Origin of the sequence: Nonomuraea maheshkhaliensis (assembly GCF_039529435.1) — a bacterium.
GTDB lineage: Bacteria > Actinomycetota > Actinomycetes > Streptosporangiales > Streptosporangiaceae > Nonomuraea > Nonomuraea maheshkhaliensis.
In genome coordinates, this window is record NZ_BAAAMU010000110.1 from 12,515 (window position 1) to 33,748 (window position 21,234).

16 protein-coding genes are annotated in these 21,234 nt (G+C 72.4%); 11 read left to right on the top strand and 5 right to left on the bottom strand.

Features of this window, described 5'->3' with window-relative positions; genetic code table 11:
• Positions 1 to 38: 38 nt before the first annotated feature.
• From ABFX54_RS43905 to ABFX54_RS43945, 9 genes are all read left to right on the top strand, one after another.
• Complete coding sequence (locus ABFX54_RS43905) at positions 39 to 1,214, top strand: anhydro-N-acetylmuramic acid kinase (protein ID WP_346112911.1); 1,176 nt, start codon at positions 39 to 41, stop codon at positions 1,212 to 1,214.
• Positions 1,211 to 2,269 carry a serine hydrolase domain-containing protein gene (locus tag ABFX54_RS43910; protein WP_346112912.1) on the top strand — a complete coding sequence of 353 codons (1,059 nt, stop codon included), beginning with the start codon at positions 1,211 to 1,213 and terminating at the stop codon, positions 2,267 to 2,269. The genes ABFX54_RS43905 and ABFX54_RS43910 overlap by 4 nt, the downstream gene beginning before the upstream one ends.
• Complete coding sequence (locus ABFX54_RS43915; protein ID WP_346112913.1) at positions 2,266 to 3,855, top strand: ABC transporter ATP-binding protein; 1,590 nt, start codon at positions 2,266 to 2,268, stop codon at positions 3,853 to 3,855. The genes ABFX54_RS43910 and ABFX54_RS43915 overlap by 4 nt, the downstream gene beginning before the upstream one ends.
• Before the next feature lie 36 nt (positions 3,856 to 3,891).
• Positions 3,892 to 4,320 (top strand): winged helix-turn-helix transcriptional regulator, encoded by a 429-nt coding sequence (locus ABFX54_RS43920; RefSeq protein WP_346112914.1) that lies wholly within the window; start codon positions 3,892 to 3,894, stop codon positions 4,318 to 4,320.
• 9 nt (positions 4,321 to 4,329) lie between these two features.
• Complete coding sequence (locus ABFX54_RS43925; protein ID WP_346112915.1) at positions 4,330 to 5,073, top strand: carbon-nitrogen hydrolase family protein; 744 nt, start codon at positions 4,330 to 4,332, stop codon at positions 5,071 to 5,073.
• Positions 5,074 to 5,225: 152 nt separating this feature from the next.
• Positions 5,226 to 5,876 (top strand): sensor domain-containing protein, encoded by a 651-nt coding sequence (locus ABFX54_RS43930; protein ID WP_346112916.1) that lies wholly within the window; start codon positions 5,226 to 5,228, stop codon positions 5,874 to 5,876.
• Positions 5,877 to 6,016: 140 nt separating this feature from the next.
• Entirely contained in the window at positions 6,017 to 7,141 is a 1,125-nt protein-coding gene (locus tag ABFX54_RS43935; RefSeq protein ID WP_346112917.1) for an endonuclease domain-containing protein, read from the top strand.
• Positions 7,142 to 7,144: 3 nt separating this feature from the next.
• Positions 7,145 to 7,807 carry a hypothetical protein gene (locus tag ABFX54_RS43940; protein ID WP_346112918.1) on the top strand — a complete coding sequence of 221 codons (663 nt, stop codon included), beginning with the start codon at positions 7,145 to 7,147 and terminating at the stop codon, positions 7,805 to 7,807.
• Entirely contained in the window at positions 7,804 to 10,959 is a 3,156-nt protein-coding gene (locus ABFX54_RS43945; protein WP_346112919.1) for a helicase HerA domain-containing protein, read from the top strand. Before ABFX54_RS43940 ends, ABFX54_RS43945 begins: the two co-directional genes overlap by 4 nt.
• A gap of 50 nt (positions 10,960 to 11,009) precedes the next feature.
• On the opposite strand, the gene ABFX54_RS43950 is transcribed toward ABFX54_RS43945, so the two are convergent.
• Positions 11,010 to 14,762, bottom strand: a complete 3,753-nt coding sequence (locus ABFX54_RS43950; protein ID WP_346112920.1) for a S8 family peptidase — start codon at positions 14,760 to 14,762, stop codon at positions 11,010 to 11,012.
• Between the two features lie 155 nt (positions 14,763 to 14,917).
• Between ABFX54_RS43950 and ABFX54_RS43955 the strand changes: the two genes are divergently transcribed.
• Positions 14,918 to 15,727 carry an alpha/beta hydrolase gene (locus ABFX54_RS43955; protein ID WP_346112921.1) on the top strand — a complete coding sequence of 270 codons (810 nt, stop codon included), beginning with the start codon at positions 14,918 to 14,920 and terminating at the stop codon, positions 15,725 to 15,727.
• A gap of 10 nt (positions 15,728 to 15,737) precedes the next feature.
• Here ABFX54_RS43955 and ABFX54_RS43960 read toward each other — a convergent pair whose 3' ends face one another.
• From ABFX54_RS43960 to ABFX54_RS43970, 3 genes are read right to left on the bottom strand one after another with little or no spacing between them, the layout of a single operon-like run.
• The gene (locus ABFX54_RS43960) at positions 15,738 to 16,559 is read right to left on the bottom strand and encodes a carbohydrate ABC transporter permease (RefSeq protein WP_346112923.1); all 822 of its coding nucleotides are present in this window, start codon (positions 16,557 to 16,559) and stop codon (positions 15,738 to 15,740) included.
• A complete protein-coding gene (locus ABFX54_RS43965) occupies positions 16,556 to 17,473 on the bottom strand; it encodes a carbohydrate ABC transporter permease (protein WP_346112924.1) in 918 nt (305 codons plus the stop codon). The genes ABFX54_RS43960 and ABFX54_RS43965 overlap by 4 nt, the downstream gene beginning before the upstream one ends.
• On the bottom strand, positions 17,470 to 18,837 hold the full coding sequence (locus tag ABFX54_RS43970) for an extracellular solute-binding protein (RefSeq protein WP_346112926.1): 1,368 nt from the start codon (positions 18,835 to 18,837) through the stop codon (positions 17,470 to 17,472). The genes ABFX54_RS43965 and ABFX54_RS43970 overlap by 4 nt, the downstream gene beginning before the upstream one ends.
• Before the next feature lie 88 nt (positions 18,838 to 18,925).
• Between ABFX54_RS43970 and ABFX54_RS43975 the strand changes: the two genes are divergently transcribed.
• Positions 18,926 to 20,098: an ROK family transcriptional regulator gene (locus tag ABFX54_RS43975; protein ID WP_346112927.1), complete on the top strand. Its 1,173-nt coding sequence runs from the start codon at positions 18,926 to 18,928 to the stop codon at positions 20,096 to 20,098.
• Between the two features lie 78 nt (positions 20,099 to 20,176).
• Here the strand turns inward: ABFX54_RS43975 and ABFX54_RS43980 are convergent.
• The coding region (locus ABFX54_RS43980) for a glycoside hydrolase family 38 C-terminal domain-containing protein (protein ID WP_346112928.1) at positions 20,177 to 21,234 on the bottom strand (1,058 nt) is incomplete at its 5' end.

Genomic DNA, 21,234 nt, shown 5'->3' on the forward strand with positions numbered 1-21,234 from the left:
ATGGGGCGGCAGCTCGGGACGGCGTTCGGGGAGCGGGCATGAGAGTACTCGGGATGATCTCCGGCACCTCGCACGACGGGATCGACGTGGCCGTGGTGGACTTCGAGCTCGTCGGGAGCGTGCTCGAAGGCCGGGTCGGGCATACGGCGAGCACCCCGTACCCGGACGAGCTGCGGGCGCGGCTGATCGCGGCGCTGCCGCCCGCACCGACGACGCTGGCCGAGGTGTGCGAGCTGGACACGCTCATCGGGCAGAGCTTCGCGCAGGCCGCGGCGCAGGCCATCGCCCAGGGTGGGCCGGTCGATCTGATCGTCTCCCACGGGCAGACCGTCTACCACTGGGTCGAGGGCACGCACGCGCTCGGCACGCTGCAGATCGGCCAGCCCGCCTGGATCGCCGAGCGCACCGGCGCGCCGGTGCTGTCCGACGTCAGGATCAGGGACATCACGGCCGGCGGGCACGGCGCGCCGCTGGTGTCGGTGCTGGACGGGCTGCTGCTCGGCGGGCACGAGGGCGGCGCGGGAGCGCTCAACCTGGGCGGCATCTCGAACATGACCGTGGTCCGCGACGGCTCGCTGCACGCGTACGACATCGGCCCGGCCAACGCGCTGATCGACGCCGTGGTGACGAGCAGGGGCCTGAACCCGCGCGGCTTCGACGAGGGCGGGCGCATCGCGGCCTCAGGCCGGGTGGACGAGCGGCTGCTGGCGGAGCTGCTGGACGAGCCGTACTACCGGCTGCCGGCGCCGAAGAGCACCGGCAAGGAGCTGTTCCACCTGGGCTACCTGGACGCGGCGGTGGCCAGGTCCGGCTCGGCCGCCGACGACGCCGGCCTGGTGACGACGCTGACCGAGCTGACCGTGCGCACGGTCGCCGCGGACGTGCGGGCCGCAGGGGTGGGCACGCTGGTCGTCTCCGGCGGCGGTTGCCGCAACCCCGTGATCATGGACGGGCTGCTTGCTGCGGTGACCGGCGTGCGGGTGGCCCCGTCCGACGAGTTCGGCGCGCCCTCCGACGACAAGGAGGCGATCGCGTTCGCGCTGATCGGCTGGCTGAGCGCGCACGGGCTGCCGGGCACCGCGCCCGGCGGGACGGGAGCCACCGGGCCCCGCGTCCTCGGCACGCTGACGCCCGGCACCGGCCCGCTGGTCCTGCCCGCGCCGCTCGCCGAGCCGCCGCGGTCTCTGACGCTGGCGCTGGTGCCGGCCCGATGACGGCGCCCGAGGGCACGAAGCCCGAGCACACGCCGCCGCCTGGGCTGGTCATGGCGGCCCGTACGCCGTGGTTCGACCTCGACGAGTACGCCGGGTACCGCACCGTGCGCCCCGACGACCTCACGGGGGTGGACCTGATGACCCCGGAGACGTACCACGACCTCGCCTCCGTCACCAAGGTCATGGCCACGACCACGATGCTCATGCGGCTGGTGTCGGACCGGCTGGTGGACCTGGACGCGCCGCTGAGCGCGTACCTGCCGCGGTCGTACGAGGCGATCACCGTGCGGGACCTGCTGCTGCACCGGGGCGGGCTGTGGGAGTGGTGGCCGCTCTACATCGCGCCGGAGCTGCCGCCGCCCCGCTACCGGCCAGGCCGCGCCCGCCACTACTCCGACCTGGGCTTCGTCCTGCTGGGCCGGATCGTCGCGGCCGTCACCGGGCTGCGGCTGGACCGGGCGCTGGCCGAGCTGGTCACCCGGCCGCTCGGCCTCACCTCGACCACGTACGCCCGCCCGGCCGGCTCGGAGGCGGCCATGAGCGCGCTCGACGACCGGGTCGAGATGACCATGCTGGACACCGGCCGGCCCTACCCGGTCCCCTACCGCAGCACCGACTTCGCCCGCTGGCGCGCGGAGCCGGTGATCGGGCAGGTCGCCGACGGCAACGCCTTCCACGCCCTGGACGGCGTCTCCGGCCACGCGGGCCTGTTCTCGACCGTGCCCGACCTGCTCAAGTACGGGGCCGCGCTGTCCAGGTACGAGGACTACGACCACCTGTGGCGGCCCTCGGTGGCACGGGAGTTCTTCGCCCCCGGCCCCGACCAGGAGCAGGCGCTGGGCTTTCGCCGGTACGCGCTGGAGCTGGCCGGCGAGACCGTCACCGTGCTCGGCCACCCCGGCTACGTGGGCTGCGCGGTCGGCTTCGTGCCCGGCCGTGACATCACGCTGGCGCTGGCCTCCAACCGCCTGCTCACCGAGGGCCCGCCGACGCCGACCGACGCCCTCTGGGCCGACCTGCTGCAGGCCGTCTCCCACCGATCGAGGACCGTATGAGCCCGCTCCTGGAGATCCGCGACCTGTCGGTCGCCTTCCGCACCCGCAGGCAGGACGTCACCGTCGTCAGGAACGTCTCGATGGAGATCCTGCCCGGCCAGACCGTCGCGGTGGTCGGCGAGTCCGGCTCCGGCAAGTCGACCACGGCGGCGGCGGTCAACCGGCTGCTGCCCGGCAACGGCCGGATCACCGGCGGCCAGGTGCTGTTCGACGGCCGGGACCTGGCCAAGGCGAGCCAGCGCGAGATGACCGCCATCCGCGGCGCGGGCATCGGCCTGGTGCCGCAGGACCCGATGTCGAACCTCAACCCGCTCATGCGCATCGGCGACCAGATCGCCGAGGCCCTGGAGGTGCACGGGGTCGCCACGGGCAGGGCCGCGCGCGCCCGCGTGGTGGAGCTGCTCGACATGGTCGGCATCCCCGACCCGGAGCGGCGGCTGGCGCAGTACCCGCACGAGTTCTCCGGCGGCATGCGGCAGCGCGCGCTGATCGCCATGGGGCTGGCCTGCCGGCCGAAGCTGCTCATCGCCGACGAGCCGACCTCCGCCCTGGACGTGACCGTGCAGCGGCGCATCCTCGACCAGTTGGAGCAGCTCACCGCCGAGATGGGCACGGCGGTCTTCCTCATCACGCACGATCTGGCGCTGGCGGCCGAGCGGGCCGACGTGGTGGCGGTCATGTACCAGGGGGAGATCGTGGAGACCGGGCCCGCGGCCGGCATCCTCGCCGATCCCGGTCACGACTACACCCGGCGGCTGCTGAAGGCCGTGCCCAGCCTGTCATCGGTCCGCGTCGCCGAGCCGCCCGCGCAGACCGGGGACCTGGTCGTGGTGGAGGACCTGCGCAAGGTGTTCCCCGTCCGGGGCACCGGCGAGGAGTTCACGGCGGTGGACGGGGTGTCGTTCACCGTGCCCCGGGGCCGTACCGTCTCGATCGTGGGCGAATCGGGCTCGGGCAAGTCGACGACCGCGAACCTGCTGCTCGGCCTGGACGAGCCGACCTCGGGCAGCATCCGCTTCGACGGCACGGACACCGCCGGGCTGGGCCGCCAGGAGCTGTTCGCCTTCCGCCGGCGGGTGCAGCCGGTGTTCCAGAACCCGTACGCCTCCCTCGACCCCCGCTACACCGTCGAGAAGTCGATCACCGAGCCGCTGCGCGTGCACGGCGTCGGCACCGCGGCCGAGCGCAGGCGGACGGCGGCCGAGCTGCTGGAGAAGGTGTCGCTGCCCGCGTCGATGGGCGAGCGGCTGCCGCACGAGCTGTCCGGCGGCCAGCGCCAGCGGGTGGCCATCGCCCGCGCGCTGGCCCTGTCGCCCGAGCTGGTCGTGCTCGACGAGGCCGTCTCCGCGCTGGACGTGCTGGTGCAGGCGCAGATCCTGGAGCTGCTCGCCGGGCTGCAGCGCGAGCTGGGGCTGACGTACCTGTTCATCAGCCACGACCTGGCCGTGGTACGGATGATCTCCCACGCGGTGCACGTCATGCGCGGCGGGCGGATCGTGGAGAGCGGCGCCACCGAGGAGATCTTCGACCGTCCCTCGGACGACTACACCCGCGAGCTGCTCGCCGCGATCCCCGGCAGCCGGTAAGTTGGAAATCCGGACTGTGTAGTAGGAGGCGCCCTCATGCCCAGGGAATGCTCGATCGCCAACGCGCTGGCGGTCGTCGGCGAACGGTGGAGCCTGCTCGCCCTGCGGGAGATCTTCCTGGGCGTGCGGCGCTTCGACCAGATCGCCCGCAACACCGGCGCCAGCCGCGACATCCTCACCACCCGGCTGCGCAAGCTGGAGGAGACAGGACTGCTGGAGCGCCGCCTGTACGAGACGCATCCGCCGCGTCACGAGTACGTGCTGACCGAGTCGGGCCAGGCGCTCAACGCGGTGCTGCTGACGCTCATGTCCTGGGGCGACCGTTACGTCACCGAGGGCGAGCCGCCCGCGGTCTGGGAGCACAGTTGCGGGGCGGTGCTGGAGCCGGTCACGGTGTGCGCGGCCTGCCAGGAGCCGGTCCACATCGAGGACCTGACCCCCCTCCGCCTCGCCGTGCCCCGGTAGCCGGGCCTCATGAAGATCATCCTGGTTCAACCCCCGCACTGGTCCCCCGACGGCCACGCCAACTTCGACGCCATCGAGGACCTGCTCCCCTCCCCCGCCGGCGACCCCACTGGCGATGTCGTGCTGCTGCCCGAGCTGGCCGGCTCCAGCCTGCCCCGCGCCGACTACCTGGCCAGGGTGCGCGCTCTGGCCGAGGGCTCGGGGGCCGCCGTCGTGGGTGGCTCCCACTACGACGGTCCCGTCAACAGGGGCGCGGTGTTCGACTCGGGAGGCCGGCTGCTGCTGGAGTACGACAAGGTGCATCCGTACGGGCTGGAGCTGCGCAACGGCGTGCGGCCCGGTCTGCCGAGCGCCGGGTTCGAGCTGGCCGGGCGCCGCCTGCACGTCTTACTCTGCGCCGACCTGTGGTATTCGGCCGCCCTGTCCGGCCACGACGCCTTCGACGCGGTCCTCGTGCCCGCCTTCTCCCTCACCCGGTGGTCCGGCCCCGCTCCGGCGAGGGAGTTGTGGCAGCACATGAGCGTGGCGCGGGCGTACGAGTTCATGACGTACGTGGCGGTCAGCGACTGGCACCACGAGACCACGTACCAGGGGCATCCGTGCGCGGGCGTCACGGGCTTCGCCAACCCCTGCCCCCAGACGCACACCGGCTTCTTCACCGGCCCGCCCGACGCGCCCGTCTCCGCCTTCGACCTCGACTTCACCCGCCTGCACGCCTTCCGCCACGACCGCGCCGCCCGCGGCTTCGGCTAGTCCCACCCCACCAAAGGATCACGCACGGCTTCGGGTTGGGCCGCTGGACCCGCCGCTGGGTCACGCGGCGCTTCAGGTAGGGCGCACCCTACCTTCGAACGTGCCGTGGGCAGGCTCGTGGCGGCGGGGGGCGAGTCCGTAGCGTTCCTCGCATGACCTCCCTCCGGCGCCGTCTGGCCACCGACACCCGCTACGCCCTGCTCGGCCTGCCCGTGGCCGTGCTTCACTTCGCCGTCGCCGTGACCGGGATCGCGGCCGGGGTGGGCGGCGCGGTCGCGTTCGTCGGCCTGCCCATCCTGGCCGGCGCCGCCGCCATGGCCAGGGGCCTGAGCGACGTCGAACGGGTCGCGCTGCCGGAGGTCCTCGGCCGCTCCGTCGCCCGCCCCTCCTACACCGCCGTCCCGTCCGGGGCCGGCTGGTTCCGCCGCCTGATGAACCCGCTGGCCAGCGGGCAGTCCTGGCTCGACCTGCTGTACGGCATCATCGCCTTCCCGCTCTCGCTGGCCGCCGCCATCGTGACCCTGGTGTGGTGGGCCGGGACGATCGCCGGTCTGACCTTCCCCGTCTACGGCTGGATCCTGGCCCGGCTCCCGGGGACCGACCGCGGTCTGGCCGCGCTGCTCGGTCTGGGTGACGGCGACCTGGCCTTCGTGGGCGTCAACACCGCCATCGGCGTGCTGTTCGCCCTCACCCTGGTGCCCGTCGTCCGGGCCGCGGCCCTGGTCAAGGCATCCCTCGCCCAGGCCATGCTGACCCGCGCCTCCTACGCCCCCGCAGGCGTCATCGGCCTGACCGCCGGCTGACTCCTCCGCCCCGGAGTCCCCGCCGGGCCGACCGCCGAGTGACTCCTACACCTCTGCGGGGCGTCCCCGGCTGCGCTGATCACCGGATTGGCGATATACACCGTCACGGAAGCCGATTCGGCCCCGGGGCGGTGGTGCTTGTGCGGTCGTGGTCCGATCTGCCGGTCGGCCGGGTGGTGCGGCTCGACGTGGAAGCCGACGCCATGGCACTGAGCATCGACCCGCTGCCGCCGGGCGCGCCGGCCATCCTCACCTACCGGCCCAGGCTCGCCGAACTGCTGGACGACGCCCGTACCGTGGCCGGGCTGGTCGCGTCCGTCCTGCGTGAGCTGGACGCGGCGGCGCTGGCCCTGCTCCCCGCCTGGCTGCCGGGCGCCGCCGGGATCGACGGCCCGGGTGGTGCCGGGTTGCGCGCTGTCCGGTCGCTGGCGCTGCGCAGGGCGTCCACCGGCGAGCACTACGGCCCGTTCCTGGCCGAACTGGCCGAGCGGGCGCTGGCAGGCGGGCCGAGTGGGTTCCCGCCGGAGGTGCGGGCGGCGGGGCTGGCCAGGGTGCTGGCCGACAGCTACGGCAGGACCGCGACCGCCGTCCTGGTGCACGTCCCCGACGGGCTCGGGGCCGCCGCGCAGGAGGTGTTCGTGGCGGGCTGCGAGTGGCTGGCCCAGCGGGCGAAAGCGGGCGTGTGGCTGACAGGCGCGCCCCTGGACGCCGTCGACCGGGTGCCGACCGTACGACCGCGCCTCACCGGCGGCCCCACCGGGCCCGCCGGAACCGCCGTTCCGGCAGGCCCACCATGGCACTCCGCCGCACCGGCCACCGAACCCGGCCCGGCCGAGGCCGGCGCGACCCAAGCCGAGGGAGCTCAGACCGGTGGGGCGCAGGCCGGTGGCGGTCGGATGGAGTATCCGGCCGTCGCTGGGCGGCCGCATCCTGGGAGTCCTGGGGAGCTGGCTCTGGAGGCGGCGTTGGCGCGGTGTGCGTGGGCGGTGGGGCGGTCATGGAACCAGACGTACCTGCCGCACCCCCTGGCCGCCCCCATCCGGCTGGACCTGCTGTGGGAGCGGGAGCGTTGCGTGGTGGAGATCGACGGGCCCGACCACAGGGGCGCGGCCAAATTCGCCGCCGACCGGGAGCGGGACGTGCTGCTCCAACTCGACGGTTACGCCGTGCTGCGCTTCGTCGATGTTCAGGTACTGACCGACATCGAGACCGTGCTCCGCCGGATCGCGCAGTTCCTGCGTGGCCGCCGCGGAACGGAAGGATGACACATGCCGCACACCAGGCTGTCGCTTCCCGACTTCGCCGCACTTCTGGTGCTGGCCGTCGAGGCCAGGGAGGTCTCCAACAGCGAGCTGAAACAGCGGCACAGGCTGTCGATCGACGGCGCGAAGCGGCTGCGGCTCAACGAGATGAAGCTGGTGGAGAGCCGGCGGCCGGGCCGGGGGGCGTACCTGCACGTGCTGACCGACGCCGGCTGGGCGCGCCTGGCCGAGGACCTGCGGGCGGGCGCGGTCCCGCCGCAGACGGGGTCCTCGGGCGCGATGGCCCGCGCGCTGCTGGACTGGCTGCCCCATTACATGGAACGCAGCAACCAGAGCCTGGCCGACGTCTTCCACCCGGGTGACGACGAGGAGGGACCGGCCGGCGTCCAGGATCGAGGCGAGGAAGGCGACCTTCAGTCGCGCATCCGCCGCGCCTACGCCGACCTGGCCGCGCGCCCCGGCGCGTGGGTCAGCCTGACGGACGTGCGCGCGCGGCTGGCGGACGCGCCCAGGGCCGCCGTGGACGAGACTCTCGTGCTCATGGAACGGCTGCCCGATGTCAACCTCGTCCCCGAGTCGAACCAGAAGACGCTCACGGAGGAGGACCGCGCGGCGGCCGTGCTCATCGGCGAGCAGCACAAGCACCTGCTCTGGATCGGCAGGCCATGAGCGGCGGCGTGCACGATCTCGCCGCGCTGAGCTTCAACTACACCGAGAGCGCCGACGACGTGTGGCGTCGCTCGGACTACCACGTGGAGGGGCTGCACGGCGCGTCCACCAGGATCGTCCTCGACGGCCTGGCCGAGGCGGCGGGCCGGCCGGACGCCAGCCCCATCGGCGTGGTCGTCCAGGGCCAGCGCGGCACGGGCAAGACGCACCTGCTCGGCTGGGTACGCGAGCAGGCGCAGCAGCAGGGCGGCTACTTCGTCCTGGTGGGCCTGCTGGACGCCAAGGGCTTCTGGGAGAGCACCGTGGTGTCCATCCTGGACAGCCTGTCGCGGCCCAGGGAGGACGGCCAGGTCCAGCTCACGGTGCTGCTCGACCGCCTGGCCTCGATGGTCGGGCTGTCGCGCATGGCCAGGCGCGCGATCACCGGCAAGCGGGCCGTCACCCGGCAGGAGCTGGACCTGTTCGTGACCGCGCTGCGCCGCCTGGACCCGCAGGCGGGCCGGGAGTGCCAGGACACGGCGCGGGCGCTGGTGCTGCTGGCCGGCGACGACCTAGGGCTGCAGGACCTGGGCGAGGCGTTCCTGTCGTCCGCGCCCGAGGGCGAGGCGGGCGAGCGCGCCCTGTGGGGCATCCGGCAGGTCGGCAGGACGCCACAGGAGATCGTCAGGGACGTCTCCCGCCTGATGGCGCTCACCGGCCCGACGATCATCGCCGTGGACCAGATCGACCCCCTGGTCGCCCAGTCCTCCATGCCGACCAAGGGCGCCGCCCGCGACCCGGGCGAGACGGCGATGATCGAGCGGATCGCGGGCGGCCTGATGGCGCTGCGCGAGGTCACCCGCAGGACGCTGACCGTGGTGACCTGCATCCCGGCGACGTGGGCGCTCGTCGAGGACGTGGCGGTGGACACCGTACGGGACCGGTTCAGGCAGGCGGTCCAGCTCATGACCATCCCGGACGCCGAGACCGCGACGGCCCTGATCGCCCGGCGGTTCGAGGTCCAGTACGGCGAGGCCGGGATCAAGCCGCCCTACCCCACCTGGCCGGTGCGGCCCGAGGCGTTCGCCCAGGCGCCCGGGTTCACGCCGCGTCAACTCCTCATCGCGATCGACCGGCACGTCCGCGCGTGCCTGGCCGACGATGACGTACGGGAGCTGACCGCGCTCACCGCCACGACCGCAGCCCAGGACGGCCCTCCTTCCGTGCCCGCGGTCTCTTCCGACGACCTGCGCGCCCTGGACGCCCGGTTCGCGGAGTTGCGGGACGGCGTCCCCGCGCCGCGGATCGACCAGGTGAGCGAGGACACCGCGATGCCCGCGCTGCTGGCGGCCGGGCTGTCGGCCTGGATCGCCGAGCAGAGAGAGCCGGGGGTCGCGTTCAGCGTGGACCCGCCGCCGAGCCCCAAGCCGCCCCTGCACGCGCGGTTGCGCCGCACCCTGGACGAGACGAGCGAGGACGAGGTCCACTGGGCCTTTCGCGCGATCACCGCCGGGCACGGCAACGCGGCGCTGAACCGCATCCGCAAGGCCTCCGTGGCGGCCGGGCTGGACGCCGAGGTGCCGAAGCGGCGGCTGTTCCTGCTGCGGAACGCGCCGTGGTCCAAGGGGGCGGCGACGCGGGCGGCCATCGCGGCGTTCGAGCAGGCCGGAGGCCGGACCCTGCGGATGGGCGAGGACGATCTCCGGGTGCTGGGCGCGCTCAGGTCGATGCTCGCCGAGAACCCGCCGCACCTGGCGGGCTGGCTGGCGCGGCGGCGGCCGACGGCCTCGGTGTCGTTCCTCACCGAGGCCCTGGCCGACGCCTGGAGCGTTCCCACCCGCGACCCCGATCCCACGCCACCCTCTGGGACGGTTCGTCCCGGCCCGGCACAGGAGCAGCCGCAGGCGAGCACTCATCACCGGGACGCCGGTGCGTCCGCGACGCGCGTCCCGTATCTGGCGCTCGGCCGACGGATGGCCGACGGCGCGCCCGTGAGCGTCGCGCTGGAGGCGCTCAGGAAGCACGTCACGATCTTCGCCGGCTCAGGGTCGGGCAAGACCGTGCTGATCCGCCGCCTGGTCGAGGAGTGCGCGCTGTCGGGCGTCCCCGCCATCGTGCTGGACCCGAACAACGACCTGGCCAGGCTGGGCGAGCGCTGGCCCGAGCCGCCGGCGGCCTGGGAGGAGGGGGACGCGCGCCGGGCCGAGGAGTATCTGGCGGGCACCGACGTGGTCGTCTGGACGCCGGGCCGGGCCGGCGGGCGCCCGCTGAGCTTCCAGCCGCTGCCGGACTTCGCCGGCCTGGCGGGCGACCCCGACGAGTTCGCCGAGGCGGTGGAGGCGGCGGTCGCGTTCATCGCGCCGCGCATCAGGCTCGACGCGAAAACGGAGAAAGCGCAGCTCGGCCAGGCGGTGCTGCGCAAGGCGCTGGCGCACTACGGGGTGCGCGGCGCGACGAGCCTCAAGGGGTTCGCGGCGCTGCTGTCGGACCTGCCCGACGGCGTGAGCGAGCTGGCCGACGCCCAGCGCATCGCGGCGGGGCTGGCGCAGTCGCTGACCGCCGCCATGGACAACGATCCGCTGTTCGGCGGCACCGGGACTCCGGTCGATCCGGCCCTGCTGGTGACCCCGCCGGAGGGCAGACGGGCGAGGGTGTCGGTGATCAGCCTGGTCGGGCTGCCCTCCCTGGAGCAGCGGCAGAGCTTCGTGAGCCAGTTGCAGATGGAGCTGTTCGTCTGGTTCAAGCGGCATCCGGCGCAGGACCGGCCGCTGGGCGCGCTGCTGGTGATGGACGAGGCGCAGACGTTCGCGCCGGCCACGGGGGCGGCGGCCTCCACCCGCAGCACGGTGCTGCTCGCCTCCCAGGCCCGCAAGTACGGTCTCGGCCTGGTCTTCGCCACCCAGGCGCCGAAGGGGTTGCACAACCACATCCCCGGCAACTCGGCCACGCAGTTCTTCGGCCTGCTGAACGCCCCGATCCAGATCTCCGCCGCCAGGGAGATGGCCAGGTCGAAGGGCGGCGACGTGCCGGACGTCTCACGGCTGAGCTCGGGCGAGTTCTACGTGGCGACGGAGGGCGCCGCTCCGGTCAAGACGCGGATCCCCATGTGCCTGACCAGGCATCCCCGCTCGCCGTTGACGACGGAGGAGGTCATCGAGAAGAGCAGGGCCTGAAAACCCTTCCGGGGAGTGCCGTCACGCGGCACTCCCCGGAAGCTCGGTCGTCAGCGCATGGCGTAGGCGCGGATCACCTCCAGCGCCAGCGTGTGACCCTTGACGTCGGAGGCGTTCAGCCGCAGCGAGACGAACCCGGACGGCGAGCGGTCCAGCGTGGTCTCGTAGGCCCGCTGCCCCTTGGCCCGCAGGCGGGCCGGCTTCCAGGTGGCGCCGTCGTCGTACGACACCTCCAGCGAGACGTCCTTGATCGCGCTCTGCTCCGCCCCCTCCTGCTGGCGCAGCGACAGGCCGAGCGTGCGCGACCTGGCCTGGTTCTTCAGGTCCACCGGCGCGTCGAACGCGGCCAGCAGCAGCGGGATCACCGTCGGCTCCGCCGCCTGCTGGGAGTCGAACGTCCACACGCTACGAGTCCGCTTGGACAGCTTCGCCCAGCCGGCCTCGTTCGCCACGTCGTACTCGATCCGGTACGCGCCCTTCTCGGCGGGCAGCGTCCCCGACCCCTGGGGCAGGTAGTTCGTCTGCCACAGCAGCTCGTCGCCCCGGTAGAGCCGGAAGTCGGTCTTCAGCCCCTGCTCGAAGCCGCTGGTGTAGGCCTCGCCGTAGTTGCCCTGGGCGTCCACGAAGCCCTGCATCGAGACGAGCAGCCGGTCGCCGTCCCTGCGCAGCGGGTTGCGCGGGTTGATGCCGGGCAGCAGCGGCTGCTTGAGCACGCTGTGCTCGGTCCGCTCCCCCACCTCGTACGGCCGGAACACCGGCGACGACAGGGCCACGCGGACGGTGTCGGGGTGCGGCCACAACGTGTTGTAGTGCCGCTCCGGCGCGCCCGCCGAGGTGCTCCACCGCAGGTCGGGGTCGGGAGTGACATAGTCGGTACGGGTGCGCGGCGTCTTGGGCAGGGGATGGTTCGTCGAGATCGACAGGTTGTCCCAGGGCTCGAAGACGAAGCGGGCCTCGTTGGCCGTCACGTCGTCGGCGAGCTGGCTGTGGAAGCCGGTCTCGATCCTGGCCAGCGACTTCGCGCGGACCACGTACTTGAGCGAGTCGCGGACCCGGCCTTGCTCGCGCAGGTAGAGGTCGTAGACGTACGGGCTGGCCGTGATGCCCTTGGCCACGATCGGCACGGGCAGGCGGCGCAGCCGCTCGGCCAGCTTCAGCCCCTCCTCGTGGGTCAGCCGCACGGTCGGCACGGTCAGCTTGACCCCGTTGCCGCCCGTGGTGACATCGGCGCCCGGCTGATCGCTGTAGACCGCGACCATCGCCGCCCCGGCCGCCGCGGCGGCGTTGGACTGGGTGGAGACGGGCACGCCGTCGGTGCGGCGGATGACGGCCAGCTTGCCGCGCAGGTCGCGGGCCTTGATCTCCTTCTCCGAGCCGCGCCCGGCGTCCACGGCGAGCAGCAGCCTGGTGCCGTCGAGGCGCGGGTACTCGGTGGAGAAGTCGCTGAACTGGACCGGGTCGACGTACTGGGGGTCCAGCTTCAGCCCGAGGGTGGTCAGGGCGATCTCCGGGGCCTTGAGCCGCCAGCGGGTGGAGACCACGAACGTGCCCTTGGTGACCTTCCGCGTGGGCTGGACGAACAGGCGCTCCTCGATCTGCCCGCCGGGCGTGATCGTGGTGCCGCCGCGCAGCGCGGTGCCCTGTTCGCCGGCGCGGTACCACTGGAGGGCCGCGGCGGCCCCGGTGTTGCGCTTGGTCTGGTGGTCGGGCGTCTCGATCTTCACCTCGACGGCCTTGCGGGCGTCCAGCACGACCTCGGTGTTCTCGGTGATCTTCATCTCCGGGTCGCCGAGGAGGCTCTCGTTGAGCGGTTTGCCGGTCTCGGTGCTGTCCTGCGTGGCGGGCATCGTGAAGACGTGGCCGAGCACGGAGTAGGTGCCGGGCTTGACGAGCAGGCAGGTGCCCTGGCCGTACTTGGCGTCGGTGCAGGGCTGCTCGGGCGAGCCGGGCAGGACGCGGCCGACCAGGGTGCCCTCGTCCAGGTTCAGCACGGTGAAGCCGCCGCGCGCGTTGCGGCCGTCCCTGGCGATGCCGCGGACGCGCAGTTCGACCCGCTTGTCGTCGACGTTCGCCGTCAGCAGCGTGCGCACGCCGGACGCGGTGAGCTCCTGGCGCAGCGATCCGGTGGTGTCGGCCTTGATGGTGACCTCGGCCTCGGCGGTGCCGCCTGCGGGGACGGTGAGCTCGGCCGGCTCGACGCTGAACGCCGCGCCGCTGGACAGCTTCAGCGCGGCGGGCGCCTGGCCGAGGTTGTGGTAGCCGACGGTGAGGGTCTTCTCCTCGCCCTTGGTGAGGCGGCCGAAGTTGAGCGAGCCGGCCGAGGCCACGACCGTGCTCTTGAGCGCGGTGGCGACGTCGATGCGGCCCGCGCCCTGTGCGTCCACCGGAATGCCGTCACCCGGCTTCGCGGAGGCCATGAGCAGGGACTTCAGCTCGCCGCCGGCGATCCCGGGGCGGGCCTGGCGCAGCAGCGCCGCCGCTCCCGCGACGTGCGGGGTGGCCATGGAGGTGCCGGACATCGTGGCGAGCCCGCCGCCCGTCTTGGCCGCGCTGATGTCCACGCCGGGGGCGGTGACGTCGGGCTTGACCGCGCCGTCGGCGATGATCGGGCCCTTGCTGGAGAAGTCGGCGAGCTTGTCCTGCTTGTCCACCGCGCCGACGGTCAGCGCCTCGGGGGCGTCGCCGGGGCTGCCCACGCAGGAGTCGCAGCCGTCGTTGCCGGCCGCGATCACGAAGAGCGTCCCGTACTGGCGGGTGAGGGTGGAGACGGCGTCCGTGAGCGGTCCGCCCGCCTCGGGGCTGCCCAGGCTCATGTTGACGACCTCGGCGCGCTTCTCGCCGGCCGCCCACTCCATTCCGTCGATGATCCAGGAGAGCTGGCCGTAGCCGTCGGCGGCCAGCACGCGGCCGTTGAGCACCTTGGCGCCGGGCGCCACGCCCTTGCCGCCCTCGGCGCCGGTGCCCGCTATGGTGGCGGCCACGTGGGTGCCGTGGCCGTGCGGGTCGCCTGCCGCGTTCTCGCCGGTGAAGTCGCGCTGGTCGGCGACCTTGCCGGCCAGGTCGGGGTGGGCGGCGTCCACACCGGTGTCGAGCACGGCCACGGTGGTGCCGGTGCCGTCGTACCCGGCGGCCCACGCTTCGGGCGCGCCGATCCGCGGCACGCTGTCCTTCAGCACCGGCTCGACCTTGCGGTCGAGCCAGATCTTGGTCACGCCCGCCAGCGGTCCCGCCGCGCGGGCCTGCGGCGACGGGGAGGCCAGCTTGGCCAGCTCCGCCCCGAACGCCTTCGCGTCCGCCGCGGCCACCGACACGCCCGCGCCGCCGATGCTCTCCAGCGTGCGGACCTGCTTGGCGGCCGGGATGGCGGCCTTGGTGCTGTTGGGCGGATACGTGAGGATGAGCGGGATGGCGGCGCCGTAGGCCTGCTCGGCCAGGGCGGTCACGTTGAACAACTCGGTGTCCAGGCGCTCGGGGACGAGCGTGGCGACGTCGTCGGGGATGACCGTCACCCCGCGCTCCGACTCCAGCACCTGGAACGTGGGCACGGAGCCGTCCGCCCGGGGCGCGGGCGTGACCGTGACGGTCCTGTGCTCGCCGTCCACGGCGCGCACCTGCACCTGGTCACCGGTGATCAACGTGATCTCGTCGCTCGCCGGTGCGGGCGTGAAGGCCCCCGGCGGTGCCGCGGTGGCGTTCACGGCGGACGCGGCGGACGCGGCGGGAATCGCCAGCGACGAGGCCGCCATGAGCACCGAGGCGGCCATCACCGTCCCTCGCCTCACCCGGCTTAAGCCACGCAGCATGGACGACCTCCCAAGAATCGGTAAGCACGAATACCGCATTCCTAGTCATCCTGAGCTGCGGTGTCTATGAGATCGCCATGGCCAGAACCCGACTTGTCGTATATCCGCCAGTCCAAGTTGGCGGCCGGTCCCCGCGCGTCTACAGTTGGCGGACCATGGACTCCGGAATGCTCGACGTCCCCGGCGCACGCCTCTACTACGAGGTCCGCGGCTCAGGGCCGGTGCTGCTCGTGATCCTCGGCGGCGGCGCGGACGCCGCGATGGCCGCGCCCATGGCCGAGGTCCTGGCCGGGCGCTACACGGTGATCACCTATGACCGGCGCGGCGCCGTCCGCAGCCCGCTGGCCGGGCCGCCCGCCGAGCAGCGGATCGAGGAGCACGCGGACGACGCGCTGCGGCTGCTGGAGGCGGCCGGCGCCGGCCCCGCGCACGTGTTCGCCACCCATTCCGGCGCGCTGATCGGCCTCGACCTGCTGGCCCGCCGCCCGTCCTCGATACGGCGGCTGGTGGCGCACGAGCCGCCCGCGTTCGACCTGCTGCCCGACGCCGATCACTGGCGGCGGCTGACGCGGGAGGCGGTGGAGGTGTGCGAGCGCGAGGGCGTCGGCCCGGCGATGCGCAAGCTCGGCGAGGAGACCGGCGTCACCGCTCCGCCCGAGCCCGACCCCGGGCTGCCGCAGTGGGTGCGCGACATGCTGGGCCGGATGACGGTCAACATGGAGACGAGCTGCCGCTACGAGCTGCGTCCCTTCTCCGCTTACGTGCCCGACGCGGCGGCGCTGCGCGCGGCCCCGGTCGTGCCGGCCTACGGGGCCGAGACGAGGGGCAGGCTGATGCACCGCGCCACGCTGGCCGTCGCCGGGCTGCTCGGCCGCGAGGCCGTGGAGCTGCCCGGCGACTACGTCGGCTATCTGCGCAGCCCGGCGCAGTTCGCCGAGGCCCTGCACGCCCGGCTGACAGCCTGAGCCGAGGCCCCTACCCCTTCACCGATCCGGCGAAGTTGAACGAACCGGCCAGATACTTGTTGACCACCACGTAGAGGATGACCGCCGGCGCCGTGTAGAGGATGGAGAAGGCGGCCAGCTGCCCGTAGGCCACCTGCCCGTACTGCGAGAAGAAGGTGTAGATCGTGACCGCGGCCGGCTGCTTCTCCGGCGTGTCGAGCAGCACGAACGGCGCGAAGAAGTTGCCCCACTGCCCGACGAACACGAAGATCGCCACCACCGCGATCCCGGGCGCCATCAGCGGCCCCACCACCGAGCGCAGCGACTGCACCCAGCCGGCGCCGTCCACCCAGGCGGCCTCCTCCAGGCTGACCGGCACGCCGTCCATGAAGTTCTTCATCATCCAGATCGAGAACGGCAGCGAGCTGGCGGTCAGGAAGAGCACCATCGCCGGCACCGAGCCGTACAGGTTGAACCGGAAGAACATGGCGTAGACCGGCACGAGGATCGCCGTCACCGGCAGGCCGGTGGTGAACAGCAGCGTCAGCATGAAGTGGCGGCGGTACTTCAGCTGGTAGCGCGACAGCGGGTAGGCCGCCAGCCCCGCCACCAGCACGGTCAGGATCGCCGTGGAGCCGGAGATGATCACCGAGTTGATCATCGGCAGGATGATCGTCTCCCAGGTCAGCACCGCCGTGAAGTTGTCCAGCGAGAACGCGAGCGTCGGCGTGGCGGCCAGCGTCGCCTCCGGTTGCACCGAGGCGATCACCACCCACAGGAACGGCCCGACGAAGGCCAGGGCGATGACGAAGAGCGACAGTCCGGCCGCGCCCCTCGCGGCGAGTCTCGTCACGCGTCCTCCACTTTGATCAGCCGCAGGTAGACCAGCGAGAACAGGGCGCCGATCACCAGCATCACCAGGGCGATGGCCGAGCCGTAGCCGATCTCGAAGTAGCGGAAGGCCTGCTCGTACATGTAGAGCGGGGTGGTCTGGCTGGCCGTGCCCGGCCCGCCGCCCGTCAGGGCGTAGATGAGGCCGAAGCTGGCCAGGGTCTGCAGGGTGATCAGCATCAGGTTCGCCATGATGGAGCGCCGGATGAGCGGCAGCGTGATGTGCAGCAGCCGGCGGGCCGGGCTCGCCCCGTCCACCGCGGCGGCCTCCACCAGGTCGGCGGGCACCTCGGAAAGGGCCGCCGAGTAGACCAGCATGGAGAACGCCGTCCCGCGCCAGACGTTGGCCAGGATGACCGCGAGCATGGGCGCCGTGTAGAGCCACTCCTGCGAGACGCCGAGCACGGTGTTGAGCGTGCCCTCCTCGGCCAGGAACGAGAACCAGCAGGCCGCCGCCACTACCTCGGGCATCACCCAGGCGGCGATGACGACGCCGTTGACGACGCTGCGGGTGACCCGGCCCCGCCCGCGCATGAGCAGCGCGATGATCAGGCCCAGGGTGTTCTGGCCGATGACCGCCGAGCCGATCACGAAGACGAACGTGAGCAGGAAGGAGTTGATGAAGTTCGGGTCACCGAAGAGCTTGACGAAGTTGGCCACGCCGACGAACTGCGAGTTCACCGAGGCCGAACCGGTCAGGGTCTCGTTCGTGAAGGCGATGTAGACGCTCCACAGGATGGGACCCGCGAGGAAGATCGCCAGCAGGACCAGCGCCGGGCCCAGCGGGAGGAGCCAGCGCAGGACCCGCCGCCGCCGTGACGGGCCGCCGACCGGCGAGCCCGTCACGGACGGGGAGGGAGCGGTGGCGACCGTCATCGGGCGAGGACCTTGTCCGGCCCGCCGACGGCCGAGGGCAACGCCTTGGCGTAGGCCGCCGTGGCCTCCTCAGGCGTCTGGGCGCCGGTGGTGACCGCCTCCATGGCCTCCTGGACCTGCGCCGACACCTTCGGGTACTCCTCGAAGGCGGGCCGGTAGTGCGTCACCGACGCCAGGTCGGTCCAGAACTTCACGCTCGGGTTGTCGGCGTTGTACTTCGGATCGGCCGCGACGTCCTTGCGCGGGGCCAGGTCGCCCGAGCCCACCGAGTACGTCAGGGAGTTCTCCTTGTTGGTGGCGACCGAGATGAAGTCGAACGCCTCCTGCTTGAGCTTGGCGTACGAGCTCATCGCCATCACCCAGCCGCCGGACATGCTGACCGCGCCGGGCTCCTCGCCGTTCTGCGTCGGCATGGGCGTCCAGCCGAGCTTGTCCTTCCACTCGGGCCACGGCTTGGTGCTGGTCGGCTTCCAGGCGCCCGACGCCCAGGCGCCGTCCAGGGCGATGCCCAGCTTGCCCTTGGGGAACCACTCCCAGTTGATCTTGTCGGCGAGCTTGGCGTTGTGCGCGTCGGCCAGCTTGGGGCCGAGCTCCTCGCGGTAGATCGTGTTGACGAAGGTCAGCGCGTCGGTGAAGTTCTTGCCGCCGGCCACCCACTTCTTCTGGGCGTCGTCGTACAGGGTGCCGCCCGGGGTGCCGTACAGGAGCATCTCGAAGCCCTGCATGGTCGACGCCTCACCGTGGATCTTCGTCGAGTACATCGTGAACGGGATCGCGTCCGGCACCTTCTGCTTGATCGCGCGGGCGGCGGTGAGGACGTCGTTCCACGACTTCGGCTCCCACGGGACCGGCAGGCCGGCCTTGGTGAGGACGTCCTTGTTGTACCAGAGGCCGCGGGTGTCCGTGCTGATGGGCACGCCGTAGATCTTGCCGTCGCCGCCCTTGGCGGCCTGCTTGACCGAGTCGGGGAACTGGGTGCTCCAGTCGGGCCACTTGGCCAGGTACTCGTCCAGCGGGGCCAGCTTGCCGGCCGCGACGTCCGCGTTGACCTGGAAGGTGTCGTGCAGGTAGACGTCGGGCGCCGAGTCGGGCGAGCGGTTGAGCAGGGCCAGCTTGGTGTAGTAGGCCTCGTTGTTGCCCTGCACCGAGGTCAGCTTGATGGTGACGCCGGGGTGGGCGGCTTCGTACTGCTTCTTGGCGTCGGTGAGCATCTTCTCCAGATGCGGCCACGTCGGCTCGACCTTGTAGAGGACTTCGAGTTCTTTGGCGGCGCCGGAGGAGCTCTCCGGGGTGCCGCCGCCTCCGCAACCGGCTGCTGTCAGCGCTGTCAATAACAGGAGGGATCCGGCCAGCTTAGGTCTCATCAGGGCTCCCCTTTGTTTCCTTCGGGTTGCGGAGAAACGTAAGTCCATTTGATTTACTAAGTCAACACTCTGTGGTGATATGTCTCACATGCAGCAGGGGACAAACCTGCCGAAGGTGGGGAGCTACAACCGATCCGTCGTCCTGGAGACCATCCAGGCCTCGGACGGGATCAGTCGTGTCCGCATCGCCACCGTGACCGGGCTGACCGCCCAGACGGTCTCCGTCATCGTGCGCAGACTGCTGGAGGAGGGCCTGGTCGTCGAGGACGGCTCCGCGCCGTCGAGGGGAGGCAAGCGGCCCACCATCCTGCGGGTCTCCGCCGAGGCCGGCTACGCCGTGGGCGTGCACTTCGATCCGAAGGCGCTGTCGTGCGTGCTGGCGGATCTCGCCGGCCGGCCGGTCGCCCGGCTGCACGTGCCGGTCCGTCCCGGGGCCAGGCCGGACGGCGTGATCAGGCAGATGGCCAGGGCGGCCCGCCGGATCCTGCGCGAGGCGGGCGTGCCGGACGGCAAGGTGCTCGGGGTGGGGCTGGCCTGCCCTGGCCCGCTGGACGAGGACGGCGTGATGGTCTCGCCGCCCCGGCTGGCGCACTGGGACCGGGTGCCGATCAAGGCGCTGCTGTGCGAGTACACCGGCTTTCCCGTGACCGTCGACAACGACGCCACGGCGGCGGCGATCGGCGAGCGGTGGGCCGGCATCGCCCGCTCCACGCCCAGTTTCGCCTACCTCTACCTCGGCACCGGGATCGGCGGCGGGCTCTTCCTGGACAACCAGGTCTACCGGGGCAGGTCGCTGAACGCGGCCGAGATCGGGCACATGACGGTCGACCCGCAGGGCCCCGGCTGCTACTGCGGCAACCGGGGCTGCGTGGAGGCCGTGTGCTGCCCGAGCGCCATCGAGGCGGCCATGGGCGACCTGCGCGACCACGCCGCCATCTGCGCGGCGGCGGCGAGCGGCGAGCCGGCCGCCCTGCGGGTGATCGAACAGGTGGCGGAGCGGCTGGCCGACGCCGCCGTCAGCGTGGTCAACCTGCTGGACATCGACCTGCTCGTGCTGGGCGGGCCCGCGCTGAGGGAGGTCGGGGAGATCTACCGCGAGGTGATCGCGCGGGCGGTGTCGGGCCGGTCGCTGGCCCGGCGGCTGCATCCGGTCCGGGTGGAGACCTCGCCCACCGCGGCCGACGCCGCCGCGATGGGCGCGGTCACGCTGGTCTTCCACGCCACGTACGCCCCCCGCCTGGGCACCCTGCTCAGCGGCTGAGACCGGAGCCCGGCCTCGTCCCGGGTCCGGCGCGCCGGTTCTGGCGCGCCGGACGCACGGGGGCGGCGTGCGCGGGAGTCAGGCGCGCTTGATCCGCAGCGTGACCAGCTCGAACGGCCGCAACGTCACGGGGATGGCGTCCCCGGGGCGCTGCGGCTCGCCGGTCGGCCGCTCCAGCAGGTCCGTGGTGACGACCTCCGCCACGGGGAAGCCGGCCCGCAGCGTGGTGGCCGCCCGGCCGCCCGTGGCCTCGTGGAAGCGGACGACCACGTCGCCGCTCCCGTCGTCGGCCAGCTTGACCGCGCTCACCACGACGGCGTCGTCGTCCACGCGGACCAGCGGCGCGACCTCGGCGCCGCCGGGCACCCTGCGCTCGGGCTGGTTGATGAACCAGCCCTCACGCACCGCGTCGCCGATCGTCGCGCCGGGGACGAGCGCGTGGCGGAAGCGGTGCACGCCCTGGTCGGTCTCCGGGTCGGGGAAGCGCGGGGCGCGCAGCAGCGAGGCACGCAGCGTCGTCGTCGTGCCCGTCTCGTCCACGTCGCGGGTGACGTCGTGACCGTAGGTGGAGTCGTTGACCAGGGCCACGCCCCAGCCGGGCTCCTCCAGGTGCACGAAGCGGTGGTTGCACGCCTCGAACTTGGCCGCCTCCCAGCTCGTGTTGGTGTGGGTGGCGCGGAAGACGTGGCCGTACTGGCTCTCGGAGGCGTACCGGTCGGCACGCACGTCCAGCGGGAAGGCCAGCTTGAGGAACTTCTCCCGCTCGTGCCAGTCGACCTCCGTCTCGATCTCCAGCCGCCCGGAGGCGAGCGTGAGCCGCTGGCTCACCGACGAGTCGCCGAACGAGCGCCTGACCACGACCGCGTCGCCGTCCAGGCTCACCTCGTCGGCGTCGGTGAGGTCGGCGCCGGTGTTGCGGTAGAACTCGTCCACGTCCCAGGCGTCCCACTTGTTGGGGAAGTCGGGGTGGAGCTGCAGCAGGTTGGCCGCACGGCCCTGGGGGACCGCCTCCCTGCCGCTCCTCAGGTCCACGGCCGAGACGACCAGCCCGCGGCCGTCGATCTCCACCTGGAGCCGGTCGTCGGCCAGGACGTAACCGCCGCCCTCGCGGGCACCCGGGCGGAGCCCCGCGAGGG

Excerpts from the sequence above, each read along its gene's own strand:
- ABFX54_RS43905 (WP_346112911.1), top strand. The coding sequence starts at position 39 with ATGAGAGTACTCGGGATGATCTCCGGCACCTCGCACGACGGGATCGAC.
- ABFX54_RS43910 (WP_346112912.1), top strand. The coding sequence starts at position 1,211 with ATGACGGCGCCCGAGGGCACGAAGCCCGAGCACACGCCGCCGCCTGGG.
- ABFX54_RS43915 (WP_346112913.1), top strand. The coding sequence starts at position 2,266 with ATGAGCCCGCTCCTGGAGATCCGCGACCTGTCGGTCGCCTTCCGCACC.
- ABFX54_RS43920 (WP_346112914.1), top strand. The coding sequence starts at position 3,892 with ATGCCCAGGGAATGCTCGATCGCCAACGCGCTGGCGGTCGTCGGCGAA.
- ABFX54_RS43925 (WP_346112915.1), top strand. The coding sequence starts at position 4,330 with ATGAAGATCATCCTGGTTCAACCCCCGCACTGGTCCCCCGACGGCCAC.
- ABFX54_RS43930 (WP_346112916.1), top strand. The coding sequence starts at position 5,226 with ATGACCTCCCTCCGGCGCCGTCTGGCCACCGACACCCGCTACGCCCTG.
- ABFX54_RS43940 (WP_346112918.1), top strand. The coding sequence starts at position 7,145 with ATGCCGCACACCAGGCTGTCGCTTCCCGACTTCGCCGCACTTCTGGTG.
- ABFX54_RS43945 (WP_346112919.1), top strand. The coding sequence starts at position 7,804 with ATGAGCGGCGGCGTGCACGATCTCGCCGCGCTGAGCTTCAACTACACC.
- ABFX54_RS43950 (WP_346112920.1), bottom strand. The coding sequence starts at position 14,762 with ATGCTGCGTGGCTTAAGCCGGGTGAGGCGAGGGACGGTGATGGCCGCC.
- ABFX54_RS43955 (WP_346112921.1), top strand. The coding sequence starts at position 14,918 with ATGGACTCCGGAATGCTCGACGTCCCCGGCGCACGCCTCTACTACGAG.
- ABFX54_RS43965 (WP_346112924.1), bottom strand. The coding sequence starts at position 17,473 with ATGACGGTCGCCACCGCTCCCTCCCCGTCCGTGACGGGCTCGCCGGTC.
- ABFX54_RS43970 (WP_346112926.1), bottom strand. The coding sequence starts at position 18,837 with ATGAGACCTAAGCTGGCCGGATCCCTCCTGTTATTGACAGCGCTGACA.
- ABFX54_RS43975 (WP_346112927.1), top strand. The coding sequence starts at position 18,926 with ATGCAGCAGGGGACAAACCTGCCGAAGGTGGGGAGCTACAACCGATCC.